Raw genomic sequence first — 15,924 nt, 5'->3', positions numbered from 1 at the left:
CTCCCCTCCCTTTTCTTCAAAAGTATGCTAAAATAAAGCAAGCTATGTATGGAAGTTCAATGAAGCTGATCGTCAGCTCAGAGAGAACATGCGAATGTGTAAAATTTGACTAGAGGTGATTGGAATGGCTAGTGGACGTTCTTTATTAACAGGATTATTTGTAGGCGGTCTCCTCGGAGGTGCGGCAGTGCTCCTGACGACTCCCTCTTCTGGCAGAGATGTACGCGGAAAGATGAAAGACGGCTATGACAAATTCGAAGATACGCTGACAAGATTAAAAAGAGATGGACAAGCTTTAAAAGAGCAGATTGTTGAAACCGCAAAAGAAAGTGCTGAGGTCATTAAAGAGGTCGGAACTGAATTGCAAACATCCATTCAGCAATGGCGCGAGGAAATCAAACCTCATCAGCAGGACTTACAAAAGGAAATTCAGGAAATTGAGGAAAAGCTCAAACAACTGGAGAAAACCTTACAAAACTAATATACTCACAAAAAAATATTCGTTTACAAAAGTGTGCGGGGTGCGTATCCCGCACTTTTTTTGTTGAAAAAAGGTTATTTTGTCAATGTTTTTCATGACTTTTAAAAATTCTTGAATTTTCAGCTTTATTAATCTTTATTTTATTGGCATAATAGAATTACAAGAAAAAGAGAAGTAGGTGAAATGGATGAATCATTCGGAACAGCCTTTCGATGTAAAAGAAGCACTTTTATTCAGTCAAAGAATGGCCCAATTGAGCAAAGCTCTTTGGAAATCCATTGAAAAGGACTGGCAGCAGTGGATCAAACCGTATAACCTAAATATCAATGAACATCATATTTTGTGGATTGCGTATCAATTAAAAGGAGCTTCAATATCAGAAATTGCAAAGTTTGGCGTCATGCATGTATCAACGGCGTTTAACTTCTCTAAAAAATTAGAGGAAAGAGGATTTTTAAAATTTTCTAAAAAGTTAAACGATAAACGCAATACGTATATTGAACTAACGCCAAAAGGCGAAGAGACATTCCATAAACTACTCGAAGATTACGACCCGGCCCGAACTGGTATTGTCAAAGGCGCACAGCCGCTTCATGACATTTACGGAAAGTTCCCTGAAATTTTAGAAATGATGTGTATTATCCGAAACATTTATGGTGAGGATTTCATGGAGATTTTTGAGAAATCGTTTTCAAACATTGAGAAGGACTTTTTGAATGAACGTGGGAAAGTCACGAAAAAGCCTGAAGAACTTGAAGACTCAGCAGAGGAAAAAGCGGCTAAAGCAAATCAAATTGTTTAATGATCTTTATAAATTCATTCATTAACGGCTGAAACAGCCCTTGATCATGCAAAGCAAAAATCGTCTCATGAACATCCAGCTTTTCAATTAACTGTCCCGCAAACAGCGCAAGGAGATCGTCGAACATGACGTAGCCTTGTGCTTTTTGCTTGTCCATTTCATCTAAGAGCTCAGCACAAATACGCTCAATGTCCTTTGCCTCTTCTTTCGATACACGCTGCCGGATCAATAGCGCATAATATGGATAACGGCTCATATCTGTCGCCGTCAGTAACAGTTCCATATAATATTCGAGCTGGCTCATTCGTTCCTCAATACTCATGTACGTTCCCTCTTTCTCTTAGTCACTCTATTTTAGCCGAAATTACTCATTGACGAAAGAGACGAACCTCCCTCTTATGTCTTTTTTTCTTGAAAAACCCAAAGTTTCCTCTCTTTATTCCATATGAATGTAACAATTTATTTTTTTTCATGAAAACCATTGATTTTTATCCTCAGGAAGAGTAAATTATCTTGAGATATTCAATTAGTTTTTTTGAGATTGGAAGGATGAAAAATGAATTGTTGGAAGACCATTAATCTTGAAAAGGATTATGGTTATACGAGAATGATGATTTCAGCCATATGTCTTACTGTATTTTTTTTCATTATGGCATTTTTATGTTTTCAACTGACTCATCCTGAAACGAGACTCAGCAGTCACAATGCACCACTTTTTGTCGTGCTTTTACTTGCGACATTGCTTGTCCACCGCGTGGTTCACTTGATCCCAGTCATGAAACATAAGAAAAAAATGACGTTATTTAAACGAAATTGCTGGCAGCGCGTGCCTAAGAGAGTGATGCTTTTCTCACTGCTCAGCCCGTTTTGTGTCATCTCACCTGTTTACTTTGTTTTAGGAATGGCATTTCCAATGTACGCACACTATTTTATCATGATCGCAAGTATTCATGCAGGCTATTGTTTGCCTGACTTTTTATTTGCTTGGAAACTGCTAAAAGCGCCAAAATCATGCATCATTGATCAAGCCCAAGACGAGTTTGATATTTTAGTTGACCCAACTTCCTCATCATGAGGTTTTTAAAGCCAACTTCTATCTTTTTCATAAAAAATTTGGTAATGTAGTATGGGAATAGCATAGAGAGGGGGGATCTCCGATAGTTTTATTTTACTTCATCGTCTTTGCCGCGTTTATTGTGTATTCAATAAACAGGCTTACTAATACATTATGCCTTGTCAGAGAGATTCCTGAAGAACGGCAAGATAAGGTGTTTCGCTTTATCAATGTATCGATACTGATCTTACTGATCTCATCATTTGTTGAAATTACCATATCTATTTAAGATCAAAGCAAAAGCTGCCTGTTTGATGGCAGCTTTTTGTGTATGATGATCTATTAGCAAATCCAAGATGCACCGATAATGATCAATAAGATGAATAATACGACGACTAGTGCAAAACCGCCAGCAAAGACTTCTCCTCCCATGTGAAAACACCTCCTGCCAGTTCTTCCTCTGTTCTAAGCTCAGTGTATGCAGAAAATTTTAAAACGTTTAGGCACTTGTCATCGTTTTAAAAAAGAACCGCCCGCACGCATGGCAGGACGGCTCCTTTCTGTAACAGCGATTTAATTAATAAAGATATGCTGCACCAACGATGATCAGCAAAATGAATAGCACGACCAATAAAGCAAACCCATTAGAATATCCTGCTCCCATATAATTCAGCCTCCTTTTTGTGATCAATATATGTGTATGTTGGTCGCAAAAATTTGACTAGACGAATGCCCTCCCATTTGCATTTCTTTTTACAGCATGTCACAATATGTTATGATACAAGCAATGATAAATAAATTGGAAAGATTAGGAGTGTTTTTTGAATGAAAAAAATGGCTTTAGCAGCTGTAACAGCAGTAAGTGTTTTAACTCTTGGCGCATGCAGTAGCGGTGACAAAGAAGTGATCGCAACAACAAAATCAGGAGATGTCACAAAAGAAGAGCTTTACACAACTCTTAAGAAACAAGCAGGTGGAGATGCTTTAAACCTACTTGTTCAACAAAAGGTTCTTGCTGACAAATACAAAGTATCAGATAAAGAAATTGATAAGAAATTGGAAGAATATAAAAAGACACTTGGTGAAGATCGTTTAAAACAACTTCAAGATGAATTCGGAAAAGATTACATCAAAGATCAAGTAAAATATGAGCTGCTGACTCAAAAGGCTGCCAAAGCTAACATCAAAATCACTGACAAAGAAGTAAAAGCGTATTACGATGACCTAAAAGGGAAAATCCGCGCAAGCCACATTTTAGTTGCTGACAAGAAAACAGCAGATGAAGTAGAAAAGAAATTAGATAAAGGCGAAAAATGGGATGACCTTGTATCTGAATATTCAACTGACACTGCTTCAGCAGCACAAGGCGGCGATGTAGGCTGGTTCGCAAAAGATGGCCAAATGGATGAGAACTTCAGTAAAGCTGCCTTCAAACTAAAAGTAAATGAAATCAGCAAACCAGTAAAATCTCAATTTGGTTACCATATCATTAAAAAGACCGAAGAACGCGGTAAATACGATGACATGAAAGCAGACTTGAAAAAAGAACTGCTTGATCAAAAACAAGCCGATAACAATGAAATTCAAACGATCTTAAACAAATTGGTGAAAGATGCTGATGTGAAAGTAAAAGATAAAGAACTTGAAAATACATTCAAAGAAAAATCTGAGCAAACCACACAACAAACAACAAACCAATAATGAACGAAAAACCCCTCTACATGAACTTGTAGAGGGGTTTTTTTATTCTTATTGATTATGCAATCGAATGGTCCTCATGCTTCGCCGTTTCCTGTGATCGTTTCATTTGCTGTCCTTGACGTCTACGCTCTCTCTCCTGCTCCATTCGTTCGATAAAGATTTCTCCCTCTTTTTCAATAAAGGATTGATCAATCTCTTGCTCCTCTTTGGCTGTCGTCATTAATTTATAGGCACAAAAGATAATACCAATGATACATGCATATACCCACCATGGAAAAAATAACATTGTCTTCCCCTCCTTTTTCAGGACTAATCTCTCTTCCTTTGTGTTACATGCTTATGCGAAAAGAAGACAAGTTATGAAAAAAAACGCCCGCATCAAACGGGCGTTTTATCATGATGATTCATTGTGAAAGGTTGGTTTATAAAACGAACGATTCTCTAGTGCAAAAATACGCTCTGTATATTCTCCTGGCTTCACATGCTCAAGCGCACGATCCATCATGTTCATTTTTGCATCTAAATTATCTATATAGTGGAGAATTTCGGCTTCCTTCACCATTGGTGGTTTAGGACTGCCCCACTCCCCTTTTCCATGATGACTCAGCACTAAATGCTGCAGAATCAGAATTTCCTCAGAATCAATGCCAAGCTCCTCTGCGGCTTTCGCAATTTCTGTCACCATAATAGAAATGTGGCCAATTAAGTTCCCTTCTACTGTATATGTGGTGGAGACAGGACCCGAAAGCTCTTTGACTTTCCCTAAATCATGTAGAATGATCCCTGAATATAAAAGATCTCGATCTAGTGATGGGTATAGATCAACAATGGATTTCGCTAAATGAAGCATCGATACCACGTGATAGGCAAGACCCGAAACAAACTCGTGATGGTTTTTCGTAGCTGCTGGGTAATCAGCGAATTCCTGTCCATATTTCTTCAGCAAATGTCTTGTGACACGCTGAATATTAGGGTTTTTCATATCAAAAATATATTGCATGATGGTATCCATCATATCGTGCTTTGGAATAGGAGCTGTTTCTAGAAAATCATCAATGCGGATTTGCTCGTTTTCAGCAACAGGACGTATATTCCTAAGCTTCAGCTGATTCCTTCCGCGATAATGATGAATATCACCTACTACCTTCACAATGGTTTGCGCAGCATATGTGATTTCATCATTCTGCTTTGCATCCCATAGCTTCGCCTCAATATCTCCACTTTGATCTTGAAGAATTAACGTTAGAAATGGTTTGCCATTACTCGCAATCCCTTTAGTAGATGATTTAATTAATAAATGCAGGTCAACTTGTTCGCCGACGTCATAGGTCATGATCCCTTTAGCCATTCAATAAATGCTCCTTCCATGTTTCTGCTCATATAAGTATAACATAAGTCATAATTTGTCAATCATTCCACTACTAAACTCGTAATCTGCCCGTCTTCCGCTGCTTGTTTCATATAATGATGACAAGTGAAATAAAACAGCTGTGTTTCAAAACGAGTGAGTTCACTCATCAGCTCCAGCACCCTGTCTAGACGGACATGATCAAAGTGAACGAAACTGTCATCCATCATAAATGGGAGCTGACACTCTTGCTGATGGGACAAAGCAAGTGCAAAACGAATCGAGAGATAAATTTGCTCACATGTTGCTTGTGAAAGCTCCTCCGGGCGGAATAGGCGTCCATCCCTCCGTTTCACAATCAGACGGTCATCTTCGGCAGAAAATAAAATCACTTCATATCGATCATTCGTTAACGGCTGAATAAATCGGGAAGCTGTTTGGAGGAGTGCTGGTAGCCTCGTTTCTTTATGCTCATTGAGTTTCTCTCGAATGACGGAACGAACGAGCTGAATAGCCGCCCATTTTTTCGCTAGATGCTTTGCCTGCTCCTGCTCTACAGCAAGCTGATGAGTCAAATCAGACACCGTACCTGATGCTTCTATTTGGCGTATTTCTACTGCTAATTCTGCCAAGCGTTTTTTCATATTCGTCACATTCTCTTGCATGTCATTCAGATGTCTTTTTGCTTGTGCACACTGCTCCTCAAGGGTGCGTAAACCTTTACGGATAATGACCTCTTCCTCATCTATATAACCGCTTTTGTGCAGCTCTTGGTTCAGCTGCTGCAAATTGTACAGCCGCTCACGGTATTCTTTGGATAGATGAGATAGGACATGATAATCTTCTTTTGACGCTGCTTCTACTTTTCGAAAAAGCTCGTCCGTTTGTTTTTCATAATATTGAACTTCTCCTTCTAATGTTGTCAGCTGCTGCTCTACATGTTGAATGGATACGTGTAATGTCTGACGTTCTTTTTCTCTTTTTTCCTCATCTTTCAATATCTCTTGAAAGGCTGAAATATTCTCTTGAATGGTCCCTTCTTTTCTTTGAAGGAGACTCATGAGCGCTGAAACTCTTTGCTCGTAGGTCGATTGCTGCTGTGTGAGCACCTCTATTTCCTTGTTAAGCGCCTCATATGCCGCTGTATTCGCTTTTAATTGTTTCAAGATATGGAAAGCTTCCACAAGGAATGAGAGCTCTGAGGACAACCCCAGCTGCCTTCTCATATCTTCTACTTGCTGCTGTACAGGTTCCAGTTCCCGCTCCCAGTCTTCATATTGCTGTATCATTCTTTCGTATAAAAGCTCCTTTTGCTTCACAAGCGTTTCAGCTGAAGCTGTTTGAACGTGAAAGGAATGATAGGCGTTACTGTCGTTTGCTTCCTTCATCTGAGTCTGTTTAAGCACTGGATAAATAGCGATCAAGATAAATACAGAAAATCCTGCAAACAGTAACGTCACCCAGCTCTCTGCTAAAATGAATAAGACCGTGAGAATGACAGCACATAGCACGAACATCAGCGGGAATAACCACACTCTGGAATGATTCTGCTTCACTGTAGCTCTTGTGCCCCTGACATCTTCTGCATCTTGCTCTTTAACGGGCTGCTCCTTTAATCCTTTTAGAGCGGTTTCCGCTTCTTCCAGCTCATGTCTTGCATGATCAAACCGGTCATCGAGCTGTGTTTTCCTATCCATTAAACGAACGTATTGGCTCACAGCCTCTTTTAATTCCCACTCAAAGTCAAGTGAATCATCCAGCTGGTCAAGCTTGATTGGACGCTGCCACTTCAGCTTCGCTGATGCTTCTTCTATTTTTTGTTTCAAAGAATTCTGCTCTGTTTTCCCTTCTGCTAAGCGTTTCTTCACAAGTTCAGCATCAGATGATTCAGCTATGACTCGCTTCATCTCCAATACCGTATCCTTGTCATAGAGTGGCTGAACTTGCGTGAGCGACGTTTGCAAATGATCTAATTTTTGTTTCAGTGCCGTCACTTGCGCCTTTTTTGGGTGAAGGTGTGATTCTAATTTATCAAGTTCATGCGCAGTTTCCGGTCTAAACCGTTTGACTCGTTCTGGATAACTAGCCAAATCTTTTTTTAACTCTAGCTTGTTTTCTATCATAGGATAAAGTCGAATATGTTCAGTCAAAAGCTGAATCTCTTCTTCAGTCTGTCTCATTTCATGCTGAAGCATTTCTACCTTCTCGGTTAATTCAGCTTGTTCTTTTTTCTTTGCGGTATAACGACTTTCTACCAATTTGGCCTGTTTCAACTTACCTGACAGCTCTTTTACATGATCAAGCTGCTGATTTAATTCAGGCTTACGTCCATTCGGTTTAAAAAGCTGCTCCTGCTGTTTTAGCAGCCTGCTGTCCATTTTGGATGCCGCATCTGAGCCAAACAAACTTGAAAAGAGTAGAAATTCCCCTATTTGATCTTGATTTAATGCTTGTACATTTTGCAGACCAAACACGTCAAAAGAATAGATCGATTGGTATAATCTGCGATCCGTTCCCTTTAACATCGCATGTAGAAACGCTTCATCTTTCACTTCACCATTTGGCAGCAACACCTGAGCTTGGCCGCCATGATCAGATGTTCTTTCAATATGAATCACACCTAATTCCTCATCTAAACACGTAAGAGAACCACCATAAAACGAGCCATGCTTTGGCTTATACATATGGCTTTTGGAAAAACCAAATAACATCGATTCAATAAACGCCTTCAATGTCGTTTTCCCCGATTCATTCAGGCCATAAACTAACTGAAAACCGTCATCAGAAAAGTGGAAGGTTTGATTGGAAAATTTCCCGAAATTCGCAATATGGAGTGAACGTATTTTCATCATGCCTCTCCTTTTCTCATAATTGCTTCAGCTGTTCTGCCAGCAGTCTTTGTGCCTCTTCTTTAATATCGATCTCGTCCTCTTTTGTAAAAGCTCTTCCTGCCTTTCTATAGGTTGGATGACGCTTGATCGGTGAAAGCAGCTCATCATACGCATCAAACTCGGCAATTTCTGCTGTTAGTTCTGTCAAAAAAGAATCTTCTGGATAGACGGCATCTTCATGTGTCCGGCAGTCAATCGACATCACCCAAACGAACAAGTCTTCATCTTCCTCCTGTTCATGAAGAACAGCCATCAGCTCCTCAAGCACTTCAAGCTGCGTGAGCTCCATATAAGCAGGAGCATCGCCAGTTAGTTCGATTTTCACAAAATGAGGAACACCTCTCTCTTTCAGTCCACTCATCTTTTTGTCCACAAGTATCACAAGATCGGTCATATGAGCGGTATGTGTGATATCTATTGTCAATGTCTCAAAGATGACATCTGAACAGCCCATAAACTCCGCTCTTTGAGCATCTTCAGATAGGTAAACGACATAACAGCCTTTCTCTCCTGTTTCTTTTATATGTCTTCCTTGCACGTTTCCAGGATAGATCACCATCGGGTCTTCATGCAGAAGAGCCCGCTTATGAATATGTCCAAGCGCCCAATAATCAAAATCCCGCGCTAGAAGCTGCTGAAGCTGAAATGGTGCATACGCATCATGCCCTTCTTGACCTGCTAATGTGCCGTGAAGCATTGCAATATGATAAGGGGCATCTGTTGTTTTTTCATAATAAGGTGTCATATTTTCATGGACAGCTCGCTCTTTGTAGCTGAACCCGTAAATACTTGCCACAAGCTGACCTTCTCTATAAAAGGCTTGCTCACTTGGCGTACTGCTCAAAAAAACGTGAACATTCTCTGGCCACTCAATTGGTGTCCATTCACCACCTAAATGATCATGATTACCATAAATAATAAACACTTCAATCCCGTGTGATTGTAGCTGTAGAAACTGATTTCTTAAAAAAAGCTGTGCTTTTAGGCTGCGATTCGATTCGTCAAATATATCTCCGCTCAGCAGCATAAAGTCTACTTCTCGATCAATTGCAAGTTCAAACATGTTCTTGGCACTTTGAAATGTACTTTCTTTCAACCTCTTAAAAATTCGGTTCGGTATATTGGACATTCCCGCAAACGGACTATCTAAATGAAGATCTGCGGCATGAATAAAAGTGAGCTTCGTCAAACGTCTATCTCCTTGTACGTTACTGTAGTTGTCCATATTTTATCACGCCGTTTTTACGAATGCACGTTCTATCGCTCTCATTCTAAAAAACACATTTTTAGGGGTGAAAAAAGAGGTTTTAACTTCCTCCTTGTATAATTCATTAAAAAACAAGAAGGAAGGGAAGATCAGAGATGGAGAAAACCTACTATTTGACTGTATTTGATTCGTCAGGTGAAACCTTATTAAACGAAAAAATCACCACAGATAGTGATGAAAAAGCAAAAGAATTAGGACGTCATCGTTTAATCGAACAACAATACACAAAGCATTCTCACCGGCTCGTAAATGATGCAGGTAAACTTCTTTTATTTGAACGTTAAAAAAGCCGGCATCCGCCGGCCATTCATTCTTCTATTTAATGAAACACAGGACGTCTTTTTTCCAAAAACGCTTGAACACCCTCCTGATGATCACGGCTTTGTCTCAGTCTAGCTTGTGCAGCACGCTCTTTTTGAAGAACGGCTAACAACTGTGATTCTGACTGCTGAAAATAAATCATCTTTGTTTCAACAAAGGCTTGAAGCGGCATATTTAAAAATGGCTTGACGCACGCTTTTTGATACGTATCCACCTCATCTTGAAACACGCCGTCTGCAAGGCGAAGCTTGAGCGCTTCTTCAGCCGGTAGCTTTTGTCCGCTCCAAATCAATTGTTTAGCGGTTTGTTCACTAACTCTTTTGGTGAGGAAAAAATGCCCTCCGCCATCTGGGATTAACCCGATTCCATTAAAGTTCATGGCAAGTTTAGCATCTTGATGCATAAACAAATAGTCACAGCTAAGGGCAAAGCTAAAAGCAAGACCAGCCGCTGCCCCGTGGACAAGTGCAATCGTCACTTTTTTCATACTGGCTAAAGAAAGTGTAATTCCCTCGATCAGATCCATCACGCGATGAAAATCTTCTTCACGATCTTGCTTTAGCATCATGCCAATATCTCCGCCTGCTGAAAACCCTTTGCCCATCCCCTTGAGTACAACAATTTTCGCACTGCTCTCACTCGCTGTATCACACGCTTCCTTCAATTCAGCAAACATGTCAACATGAAACGAATTATACGCTTCAGGCCTATTGAAAACGATTTCAAAAATATCCCCATCTACCTGACAATTGATATATGTCATCATCCATTCCCCCTCTTTCTTTTCAAGCTCATCACTTACTTCAATTTCCATCAAGCAATTCCTTTTCCTCTACACAAAAAATTTCAAGATCAACTGATACTAAAATAAGCATAATTGTTGAAACGAGAAATATATTTTTATATAGTAAAATAAGAAATAAAACATCATATGAAAGGGGGAGAATGATTGATAAGGAGTTCCATATGTATATTGATTAGCTGCATCGTCATGTTTTCTCCCTTTTCAAATGTCGTTTTTGCTTCACAAGCAGAAGCGAGCACACCAAGCCTGATTTCTCCATCGATTTATGATGAAGAAATCAACGCTGTGAAGACACCTCCATTTTCAAAAAAACATGCCGCATCTCTTCTGTTAAAACAGAGGTTATCAATGGGCGCTTCAAAAGCTTTTCTTGTAAAGTTTGTACCAGCCACAGCGTTATCTATTGATTTATGTTTTTTAGAAATGAAGTGTGCGATCCCCATTATGTACCAATCAAATTACCTCGACTGATTCATTTTATTTCATCCGTACTCACTATATGAAAAACAAAACCTATCATATTCGGAGGGATAAAATGAACATTAAAGAAAATGATCTTCCTGGGATTGGAAAGAAATTTGAAATTGAAACGAGAAATAGAGAAAAGATGACGATTGTGATTCATGATGATGGCAGACGGGAGATTTATCGTTTCGACGATGAAGATCCAGATGAAGTACTGTCCACCATTTCTCTCGATGATGCTGAAGCCCGGCAAATTGCTGCCATTATTGGCGGTATGGTGTATAAGCCGCAAGCACTTGAAACGATTGAAATGGCGTTCAATGATTTGATCATTGAATGGTTTAAAGTAGAAAAAGACGCAAAAGCGGTTGGACATACACTCGGCGATTTAGATGTGAGACAAAATTATGAAGTCACCGTCATTGCGATCATTAAACATACAAATGAAAAATTACTCAACCCCGGTGCCGATTCGATTATTCAAGCAAATGATACGATGGTCATTTCAGGCGAAAGAAAACACTTGAAGCGATTGATACGTGATTTTCTTTCTAGAGGGGGAGAGTGATGAATGGATCATTTAGTCTTTGAAGTTGGAACGGCGCTTATTCTCATCGCCATTGCCAGCTTAATCGCCAATAAAATTAAATTTTCTATCATTCCTTTTCTCATTGTCCTCGGGATGATTGTTGGTCCGCATGCACCAACCATCGGGATCATTGATTTGAAGTTTATCGAGAGCACCGAGATTATTTCGTTTTTTGGTAGAATGGGTGTCCTGTTCCTTCTATTCTATCTGGGGCTTGAGTTCTCTGTCGGCAAACTCATAAAATCGGGTAAATCCATTGCAGTCGGCGGATCTATTTATATTTTGATCAACTTTAGCTTAGGATTGCTTTATGGGTTTATCACAGGCTTTGGATTCCTCGAAGTTCTCATTATGGCAGGCGTTATCACCATTTCATCCAGCGCCATTGTCGCCAAAGTCCTTGTCGATTTAAAACGGACAGCGAACCCTGAAACAGAGTTAATTCTTGGGATTATTATGTTTGAGGATATTTTTCTCGCCGTTTATTTATCTGTCGTATCCGGTCTTGTCCTTGGAGATGCCACGTCCGTTGGCGGTGCCTTATTATCTATTTTAATCGCTTTTGGTTACATGATGATTTTCTTTATCATCGCGCGTAAGCTGCCAAAACTATTAAACAAACTATTCGATATCCGTTCAAATGAAGTATTTATCATTGTCATTTTTGCCGCTTTGTTCTTCGTGGCTGGTTTTTCAGAGACGATTCATGTCGCAGAGGCCATTGGCGCTCTCTTACTCGGTCTTGTGTTTTCAGAAACAGAGCACTCAGACCGCATTGAACATCTCGTTGTTCCTTTTAGAGATTTCTTTGGCGCCATGTTCTTCTTCAGCTTTGGACTAAGTATTGATCCATTTACATTAGGAGATGCCTTCTGGCTTGCGATCGGTGCTGTCATTCTCACCTTGATCGGGAACTTCACCGCTGGGATGTTTGCTGGAAGAAGAGCCGGTTTCTCTCATAAAGCCTCTTCTAATATTGGATTAACTATCGTATCAAGAGGAGAGTTTTCCATCATTGTAGCCGAACTTGGGATTGCAGGCGGGCTTGCCGCTACATTGAAGCCATTTGCTGCATTATATGTATTAATCCTTGCGATTTTAGGACCGCTAGTGACGAAAGAATCAAAGCGTATCTATCAAATCCTAAACAAAATCTTCAAATGGAAAACTGAAAAACCAAAAGTAAAAAGAGAAACAACCATTTAATTGAAAAGGGCCCAGTGCTGGGGCCCTTTTTTTATTTTATATCTATTCAAATTGCTGAAATGCTGTTTCTTGCTTCACTTGTTCTTTCTTCTCCCCGCGAATGGTTCGGATGACTTTCTGATTGCGGTAAATCGATAGTTTTAAATTGGTCGCCGCTGTTCCATGAGAGTGATCGAGGTTCGTGAATGTAAAGAAATGATGAGACCGTTTGTCTTTAAACACAAGCCTGAAGTCGTCTGTCACTTTAAAATGCTTATCGCTCTCCCATTCAATCAATGGTTCATATACGCTAAACCATTCCGGAATATTAGGCGTATATCCTGTAGCCAATACCACATGATCGGCTGTGATTTTCTTTTCTTTCTTCAGCTGCCATTGTTTCAAATGCAGCTCTACCTGCTGCTCATCCTCCATATGTATCGCTTCAAGCTCCGTCATTGGCTGAATGAGTACAGATGGCTCTTCTCCTGAAACGGAGCGATGGTACAATTCCTGATAAATACGAGAAAGCGTCGATGCATCTATGCCATTCCTTAATCCTGCCAGTCTAGGCAATGTGTTCATCCGTTCTTCATAAGGAAGAGAATGAAAATATTCAACATACTTAGGTGTAAATAGCTCCTGACCAAGCTCCGCTGTCTCTAGTTCTCTAAATTCACTTGAACGTGTAAACCATGAAAGCTGCTGTCCTTTCTTCTGATGCTGAAGTAGGTCTAAGAAAATTTCAGCTGCACTCTGACCTGAACCAATCACCGCCACCGTTTCAGCTTCATGAAGTTCTTTTTGTTGATCTATATAACGGCTGCTATGGGTCACATGCGGCAACGCAGCTTCTGGCACATCGACAGGAATCATCGGCTTGCTTCCAGTTCCAAGGACGACATGCTTTGCACGATATTCAGAAAGCGCCCCATCTTTCAACCGCCGAACTTTTACAAGATACCCGTCTTCACAGTCGGTCACTTCTTCCACCTTCATCCCGAACTGACAGCTATCCAATTCACCTGCAACCCAGGATAAATACTCATTGAATTCTCTCCGGGGGATATCAAATTGTTCAAATGTATAAAAGCGGTGAAGCCTGTTTGATTCATGTAAATAATTTAAAAATGTATACTTGCTCCTTGGATTAGCCATTGTCACAAGGTCCGCTAGAAAGGAAACTTGTAAGTCCGTTCCTTTGATGAGCATACCAGGATGCCAAGCAAATTCGGTTTCCTGTTCAAAAAAACAGCATGTCACATCTTCATACTCTTCTAATAAAGCGGCCAATCCTAAATTTGCTGGCCCAATCCCAATTCCGATCACATCCATCATATGTACACCTGCTTTATCTTTTTACCCCCTATATACCCTTTTACAAATGAAAAAAACACTGCGTCACCGCAGTGTTTACATGTGAGAAACAAATAATGACTCAAGAAACTGAATCTTCTCTTCCGTATAGTGCTCATAACGATCATTATAAGACTTTGGATCTTTTGGATTGGCATACTGCGTAATTTTTCCGGTTCGCGGATCAATGAATTTACTCGCAGCGCCGCATCCAATGCCAATGATCGTCTGCACCTCTTCCATAATGATAATATTATACAAACTTTCCTGCCCATCTAACGAATACCCGACATTTTCGAGATTCCCCAAAATGTTTTTTTGTCTGTATAAATAGTACGGATGATAGTCATGTGCTTTTGTCCAAGCAACCGCTTCATCCATCATACGTGTGATCTCTTCTCGGTCTGCCACTTGATACTTTTCCTTATTGCGGGTCATTTCAGACGCTCTCTTAAAGGAAAGGGTATGCACCGTTAAAGATTCAGGCTTCAGTTCTTCTGTCTTGTTCAAGGAATGTTGGAATTCCGTTAGCCCTTCTCCTGGCAGCCCGATGATTAAGTCCATGTTAATATTATTCATGCCATACTGCCTTGATAAATGATACTTTTCAATCGTTTCTTCCACACTATGGTGCCGGCCAATCGCTTTCAATGTTTCATTCTCATATGATTGCGGATTGATACTAATCCGGTCAATATGATAACGGTTGAGCACTTCCAGCTTATCAGGTGAAATCGTATCAGGTCGTCCCGCTTCTACAGTGACTTCCCGAATATGTTTCACATCTGGAAAAGAGCGATACATCTCCTCATACAGCAAATCCATTTCTTCTGCTGTAATACTCGTTGGAGTACCTCCGCCAAAATAAACAGTCGTCACTTTAATCCCATGTTCCTTTAACCATTCGCCCATTTTTTGCATCTCATAATGCAGCCCAAAAAGAAACGTTCCTACTCTTCCAGCTTGTCCTTGAATGGCATAAGCAGGGAACGTGCAATAAGCACATTTTGTTGGACAGAAAGGAATACCGATATAAATACTCACTTCCTCCTGTAGATCGTACAGATCTGGAATGGCTTTGATTTGACGATCAACAATCTCCTGCATCAAATGGATCTTTTCATCATGAATCAAGTAATCGCGCTTTAACGCTGCATGTGCTTCTTCCTTTGTCATGCCTTCTCTTAGCATCTTATGAAGTAATTTCGTAGGGCGTATCCCCGTAAGAATCCCCCATTTTTGCGTCATTCCTGTATGTTCCTGAAGCAGATGTAAATAAACAGACAGCACAGTGTTTTTGATTTGCTTCCAGCGCTCTTTTTCATTCAAGCCCTCTGGCATCTCTCTTGTAAAACGACTCGTCATATCTGTTCCAGCGATATGGCCAGAAGTCTCCACCCTACCATGGGTTTCTTTCCAATCAAACACCATGATCAGGCCATCGCTCGCTTCACCTGAATCAAACAGCACTTCACTATCTTCATCGAATAAATTGGCTATATTGACAAGCGGTCGATGAAATCGTTCATCAGACAGCCCTTTAATTAAAATTCGCATCGTATCACCTTTATCTTCAAACTTGTTTCATTTTACAAAATTCATCTAGGAAAAGCAATGAAGAGAACAGATGAAGGCCCTGCCATTTCTTAATAGACAGGG

The 15,924-nt window shown here is 40.1% G+C and carries 19 protein-coding genes; 9 read left to right on the top strand and 10 right to left on the bottom strand.

Features of this window, described 5'->3' with window-relative positions:
- The first annotated feature begins 124 nt into the window (after positions 1-124).
- Together ACNO7B_RS04965 and ACNO7B_RS04960 are read left to right on the top strand one after the other, a co-directional pair.
- Positions 125-481, top strand: a complete 357-nt coding sequence (locus ACNO7B_RS04965) for a YtxH domain-containing protein (RefSeq protein ID WP_007497160.1) — start codon at positions 125-127, stop codon at positions 479-481.
- A gap of 187 nt (positions 482-668) precedes the next feature.
- Positions 669-1,283, top strand: a complete 615-nt coding sequence (locus ACNO7B_RS04960) for an HTH-type transcriptional regulator Hpr (protein WP_008348891.1) — start codon at positions 669-671, stop codon at positions 1,281-1,283.
- Here ACNO7B_RS04960 and ACNO7B_RS04955 read toward each other — a convergent pair.
- A complete protein-coding gene (locus tag ACNO7B_RS04955) occupies positions 1,261-1,605 on the bottom strand; it encodes a YhaI family protein (protein ID WP_008348893.1) in 345 nt (114 codons plus the stop codon). The two genes, ACNO7B_RS04960 and ACNO7B_RS04955, sit on opposite strands and share 23 nt — an antisense overlap.
- 234 nt (positions 1,606-1,839) lie before the next feature.
- Here ACNO7B_RS04955 and ACNO7B_RS04950 point away from each other — a divergent pair, with 234 nt between their 5' ends.
- Both ACNO7B_RS04950 and ACNO7B_RS04945 read left to right on the top strand, forming a co-directional pair.
- Positions 1,840-2,358 carry a DUF3267 domain-containing protein gene (locus ACNO7B_RS04950; protein ID WP_007497155.1) on the top strand — a complete coding sequence of 173 codons (519 nt, stop codon included), beginning with the start codon at positions 1,840-1,842 and terminating at the stop codon, positions 2,356-2,358.
- An 82-nt stretch (positions 2,359-2,440) separates the two neighbouring features.
- On the top strand, positions 2,441-2,626 hold the full coding sequence (locus tag ACNO7B_RS04945) for a hypothetical protein (protein WP_072368131.1): 186 nt from the start codon (positions 2,441-2,443) through the stop codon (positions 2,624-2,626).
- A 53-nt stretch (positions 2,627-2,679) separates the two neighbouring features.
- Here ACNO7B_RS04945 and ACNO7B_RS04940 read toward each other — a convergent pair whose 3' ends face one another.
- Both ACNO7B_RS04940 and ACNO7B_RS04935 read right to left on the bottom strand, forming a co-directional pair.
- Positions 2,680-2,769, bottom strand: a complete 90-nt coding sequence (locus ACNO7B_RS04940; RefSeq protein WP_017360317.1) for a YjcZ family sporulation protein — start codon at positions 2,767-2,769, stop codon at positions 2,680-2,682.
- Positions 2,770-2,914: 145 nt separating this feature from the next.
- A complete protein-coding gene (locus tag ACNO7B_RS04935) occupies positions 2,915-3,001 on the bottom strand; it encodes a YjcZ family sporulation protein (protein ID WP_008361129.1) in 87 nt (28 codons plus the stop codon).
- A 161-nt stretch (positions 3,002-3,162) separates the two neighbouring features.
- Between ACNO7B_RS04935 and ACNO7B_RS04930 the strand changes: the two genes are divergently transcribed.
- Positions 3,163-4,038 carry a peptidylprolyl isomerase gene (locus ACNO7B_RS04930; RefSeq protein ID WP_007497153.1) on the top strand — a complete coding sequence of 292 codons (876 nt, stop codon included), beginning with the start codon at positions 3,163-3,165 and terminating at the stop codon, positions 4,036-4,038.
- Positions 4,039-4,093: 55 nt separating this feature from the next.
- Here ACNO7B_RS04930 and ACNO7B_RS04925 read toward each other — a convergent pair whose 3' ends face one another.
- From ACNO7B_RS04925 to ACNO7B_RS04910, 4 genes are all read right to left on the bottom strand, one after another.
- Positions 4,094-4,324, bottom strand: a complete 231-nt coding sequence (locus ACNO7B_RS04925) for a sporulation YhaL family protein (protein WP_017360318.1) — start codon at positions 4,322-4,324, stop codon at positions 4,094-4,096.
- A gap of 108 nt (positions 4,325-4,432) precedes the next feature.
- Positions 4,433-5,386, bottom strand: a complete 954-nt coding sequence (gene yhaM / locus ACNO7B_RS04920; protein WP_052321011.1) for a 3'-5' exoribonuclease YhaM — start codon at positions 5,384-5,386, stop codon at positions 4,433-4,435.
- Between the two features lie 62 nt (positions 5,387-5,448).
- Entirely contained in the window at positions 5,449-8,235 is a 2,787-nt protein-coding gene (locus ACNO7B_RS04915; RefSeq protein WP_417901260.1) for an AAA family ATPase, read from the bottom strand.
- A gap of 16 nt (positions 8,236-8,251) precedes the next feature.
- Positions 8,252-9,466, bottom strand: coding sequence for a metallophosphoesterase family protein (locus tag ACNO7B_RS04910; protein WP_417901259.1), 1,215 nt, complete (start codon positions 9,464-9,466; stop codon positions 8,252-8,254).
- 173 nt (positions 9,467-9,639) lie between these two features.
- Here ACNO7B_RS04910 and ACNO7B_RS04905 point away from each other — a divergent pair, with 173 nt between their 5' ends.
- Complete coding sequence (locus ACNO7B_RS04905) at positions 9,640-9,828, top strand: YhzD family protein (RefSeq protein ID WP_024719988.1); 189 nt, start codon at positions 9,640-9,642, stop codon at positions 9,826-9,828.
- Positions 9,829-9,863: 35 nt separating this feature from the next.
- On the opposite strand, the gene ACNO7B_RS04900 is transcribed toward ACNO7B_RS04905, so the two are convergent.
- Positions 9,864-10,679 carry an enoyl-CoA hydratase gene (locus tag ACNO7B_RS04900; RefSeq protein ID WP_080688154.1) on the bottom strand — a complete coding sequence of 272 codons (816 nt, stop codon included), beginning with the start codon at positions 10,677-10,679 and terminating at the stop codon, positions 9,864-9,866.
- 135 nt (positions 10,680-10,814) lie between these two features.
- Between ACNO7B_RS04900 and ACNO7B_RS04895 the strand changes: the two genes are divergently transcribed.
- From ACNO7B_RS04895 to ACNO7B_RS04885, 3 genes are all read left to right on the top strand, one after another.
- A complete protein-coding gene (locus tag ACNO7B_RS04895) occupies positions 10,815-11,141 on the top strand; it encodes a potassium:proton antiporter (RefSeq protein ID WP_417901258.1) in 327 nt (108 codons plus the stop codon).
- 64 nt (positions 11,142-11,205) lie between these two features.
- Positions 11,206-11,703, top strand: coding sequence for a cation:proton antiporter regulatory subunit (locus ACNO7B_RS04890; RefSeq protein ID WP_017366937.1), 498 nt, complete (start codon positions 11,206-11,208; stop codon positions 11,701-11,703).
- Positions 11,704-11,706: 3 nt separating this feature from the next.
- Positions 11,707-12,930 carry a cation:proton antiporter gene (locus tag ACNO7B_RS04885; RefSeq protein ID WP_007497140.1) on the top strand — a complete coding sequence of 408 codons (1,224 nt, stop codon included), beginning with the start codon at positions 11,707-11,709 and terminating at the stop codon, positions 12,928-12,930.
- A 42-nt stretch (positions 12,931-12,972) separates the two neighbouring features.
- On the opposite strand, the gene ACNO7B_RS04880 is transcribed toward ACNO7B_RS04885, so the two are convergent.
- Together ACNO7B_RS04880 and ACNO7B_RS04875 are read right to left on the bottom strand one after the other, a co-directional pair.
- Positions 12,973-14,247, bottom strand: coding sequence for a lysine N(6)-hydroxylase/L-ornithine N(5)-oxygenase family protein (locus ACNO7B_RS04880; RefSeq protein WP_417901257.1), 1,275 nt, complete (start codon positions 14,245-14,247; stop codon positions 12,973-12,975).
- 75 nt (positions 14,248-14,322) lie between these two features.
- Complete coding sequence (locus ACNO7B_RS04875; protein WP_417901256.1) at positions 14,323-15,822, bottom strand: coproporphyrinogen III oxidase; 1,500 nt, start codon at positions 15,820-15,822, stop codon at positions 14,323-14,325.
- Positions 15,823-15,924 lie beyond the last annotated feature (102 nt).

Source organism: Bacillus sp. AK25 (genome assembly GCF_048270685.1).
Classification (GTDB): Bacteria; Bacillota; Bacilli; order Bacillales; family Bacillaceae; genus Bacillus; species Bacillus altitudinis.
The sequence above is the reverse complement of the archived record's forward strand: the minus strand, read 5'-3'. Positions and strand labels throughout refer to the sequence as shown.

Bases quoted from the DNA above. Each gene is read 5' to 3' on its own strand.
- ACNO7B_RS04915 (WP_417901260.1), bottom strand. From the start codon at position 8,235: ATGAAAATACGTTCACTCCATATTGCGAATTTCGGGAAATTTTCCAAT.
- ACNO7B_RS04900 (WP_080688154.1), bottom strand. From the start codon at position 10,679: ATGGAAATTGAAGTAAGTGATGAGCTTGAAAAGAAAGAGGGGGAATGG.
- ACNO7B_RS04950 (WP_007497155.1), top strand. From the start codon at position 1,840: ATGAATTGTTGGAAGACCATTAATCTTGAAAAGGATTATGGTTATACG.
- ACNO7B_RS04955 (WP_008348893.1), bottom strand. From the start codon at position 1,605: ATGAGTATTGAGGAACGAATGAGCCAGCTCGAATATTATATGGAACTG.
- ACNO7B_RS04905 (WP_024719988.1), top strand. From the start codon at position 9,640: ATGGAGAAAACCTACTATTTGACTGTATTTGATTCGTCAGGTGAAACC.
- ACNO7B_RS04880 (WP_417901257.1), bottom strand. From the start codon at position 14,247: ATGATGGATGTGATCGGAATTGGGATTGGGCCAGCAAATTTAGGATTG.
- yhaM (WP_052321011.1), bottom strand. From the start codon at position 5,386: ATGGCTAAAGGGATCATGACCTATGACGTCGGCGAACAAGTTGACCTG.
- ACNO7B_RS04875 (WP_417901256.1), bottom strand. From the start codon at position 15,822: ATGCGAATTTTAATTAAAGGGCTGTCTGATGAACGATTTCATCGACCG.
- ACNO7B_RS04960 (WP_008348891.1), top strand. From the start codon at position 669: ATGAATCATTCGGAACAGCCTTTCGATGTAAAAGAAGCACTTTTATTC.
- ACNO7B_RS04940 (WP_017360317.1), bottom strand. From the start codon at position 2,769: ATGGGAGGAGAAGTCTTTGCTGGCGGTTTTGCACTAGTCGTCGTATTA.
- ACNO7B_RS04965 (WP_007497160.1), top strand. From the start codon at position 125: ATGGCTAGTGGACGTTCTTTATTAACAGGATTATTTGTAGGCGGTCTC.
- ACNO7B_RS04890 (WP_017366937.1), top strand. From the start codon at position 11,206: ATGAACATTAAAGAAAATGATCTTCCTGGGATTGGAAAGAAATTTGAA.
- ACNO7B_RS04885 (WP_007497140.1), top strand. From the start codon at position 11,707: ATGGATCATTTAGTCTTTGAAGTTGGAACGGCGCTTATTCTCATCGCC.
- ACNO7B_RS04935 (WP_008361129.1), bottom strand. From the start codon at position 3,001: ATGGGAGCAGGATATTCTAATGGGTTTGCTTTATTGGTCGTGCTATTC.
- ACNO7B_RS04925 (WP_017360318.1), bottom strand. From the start codon at position 4,324: ATGTTATTTTTTCCATGGTGGGTATATGCATGTATCATTGGTATTATC.
- ACNO7B_RS04930 (WP_007497153.1), top strand. From the start codon at position 3,163: ATGAAAAAAATGGCTTTAGCAGCTGTAACAGCAGTAAGTGTTTTAACT.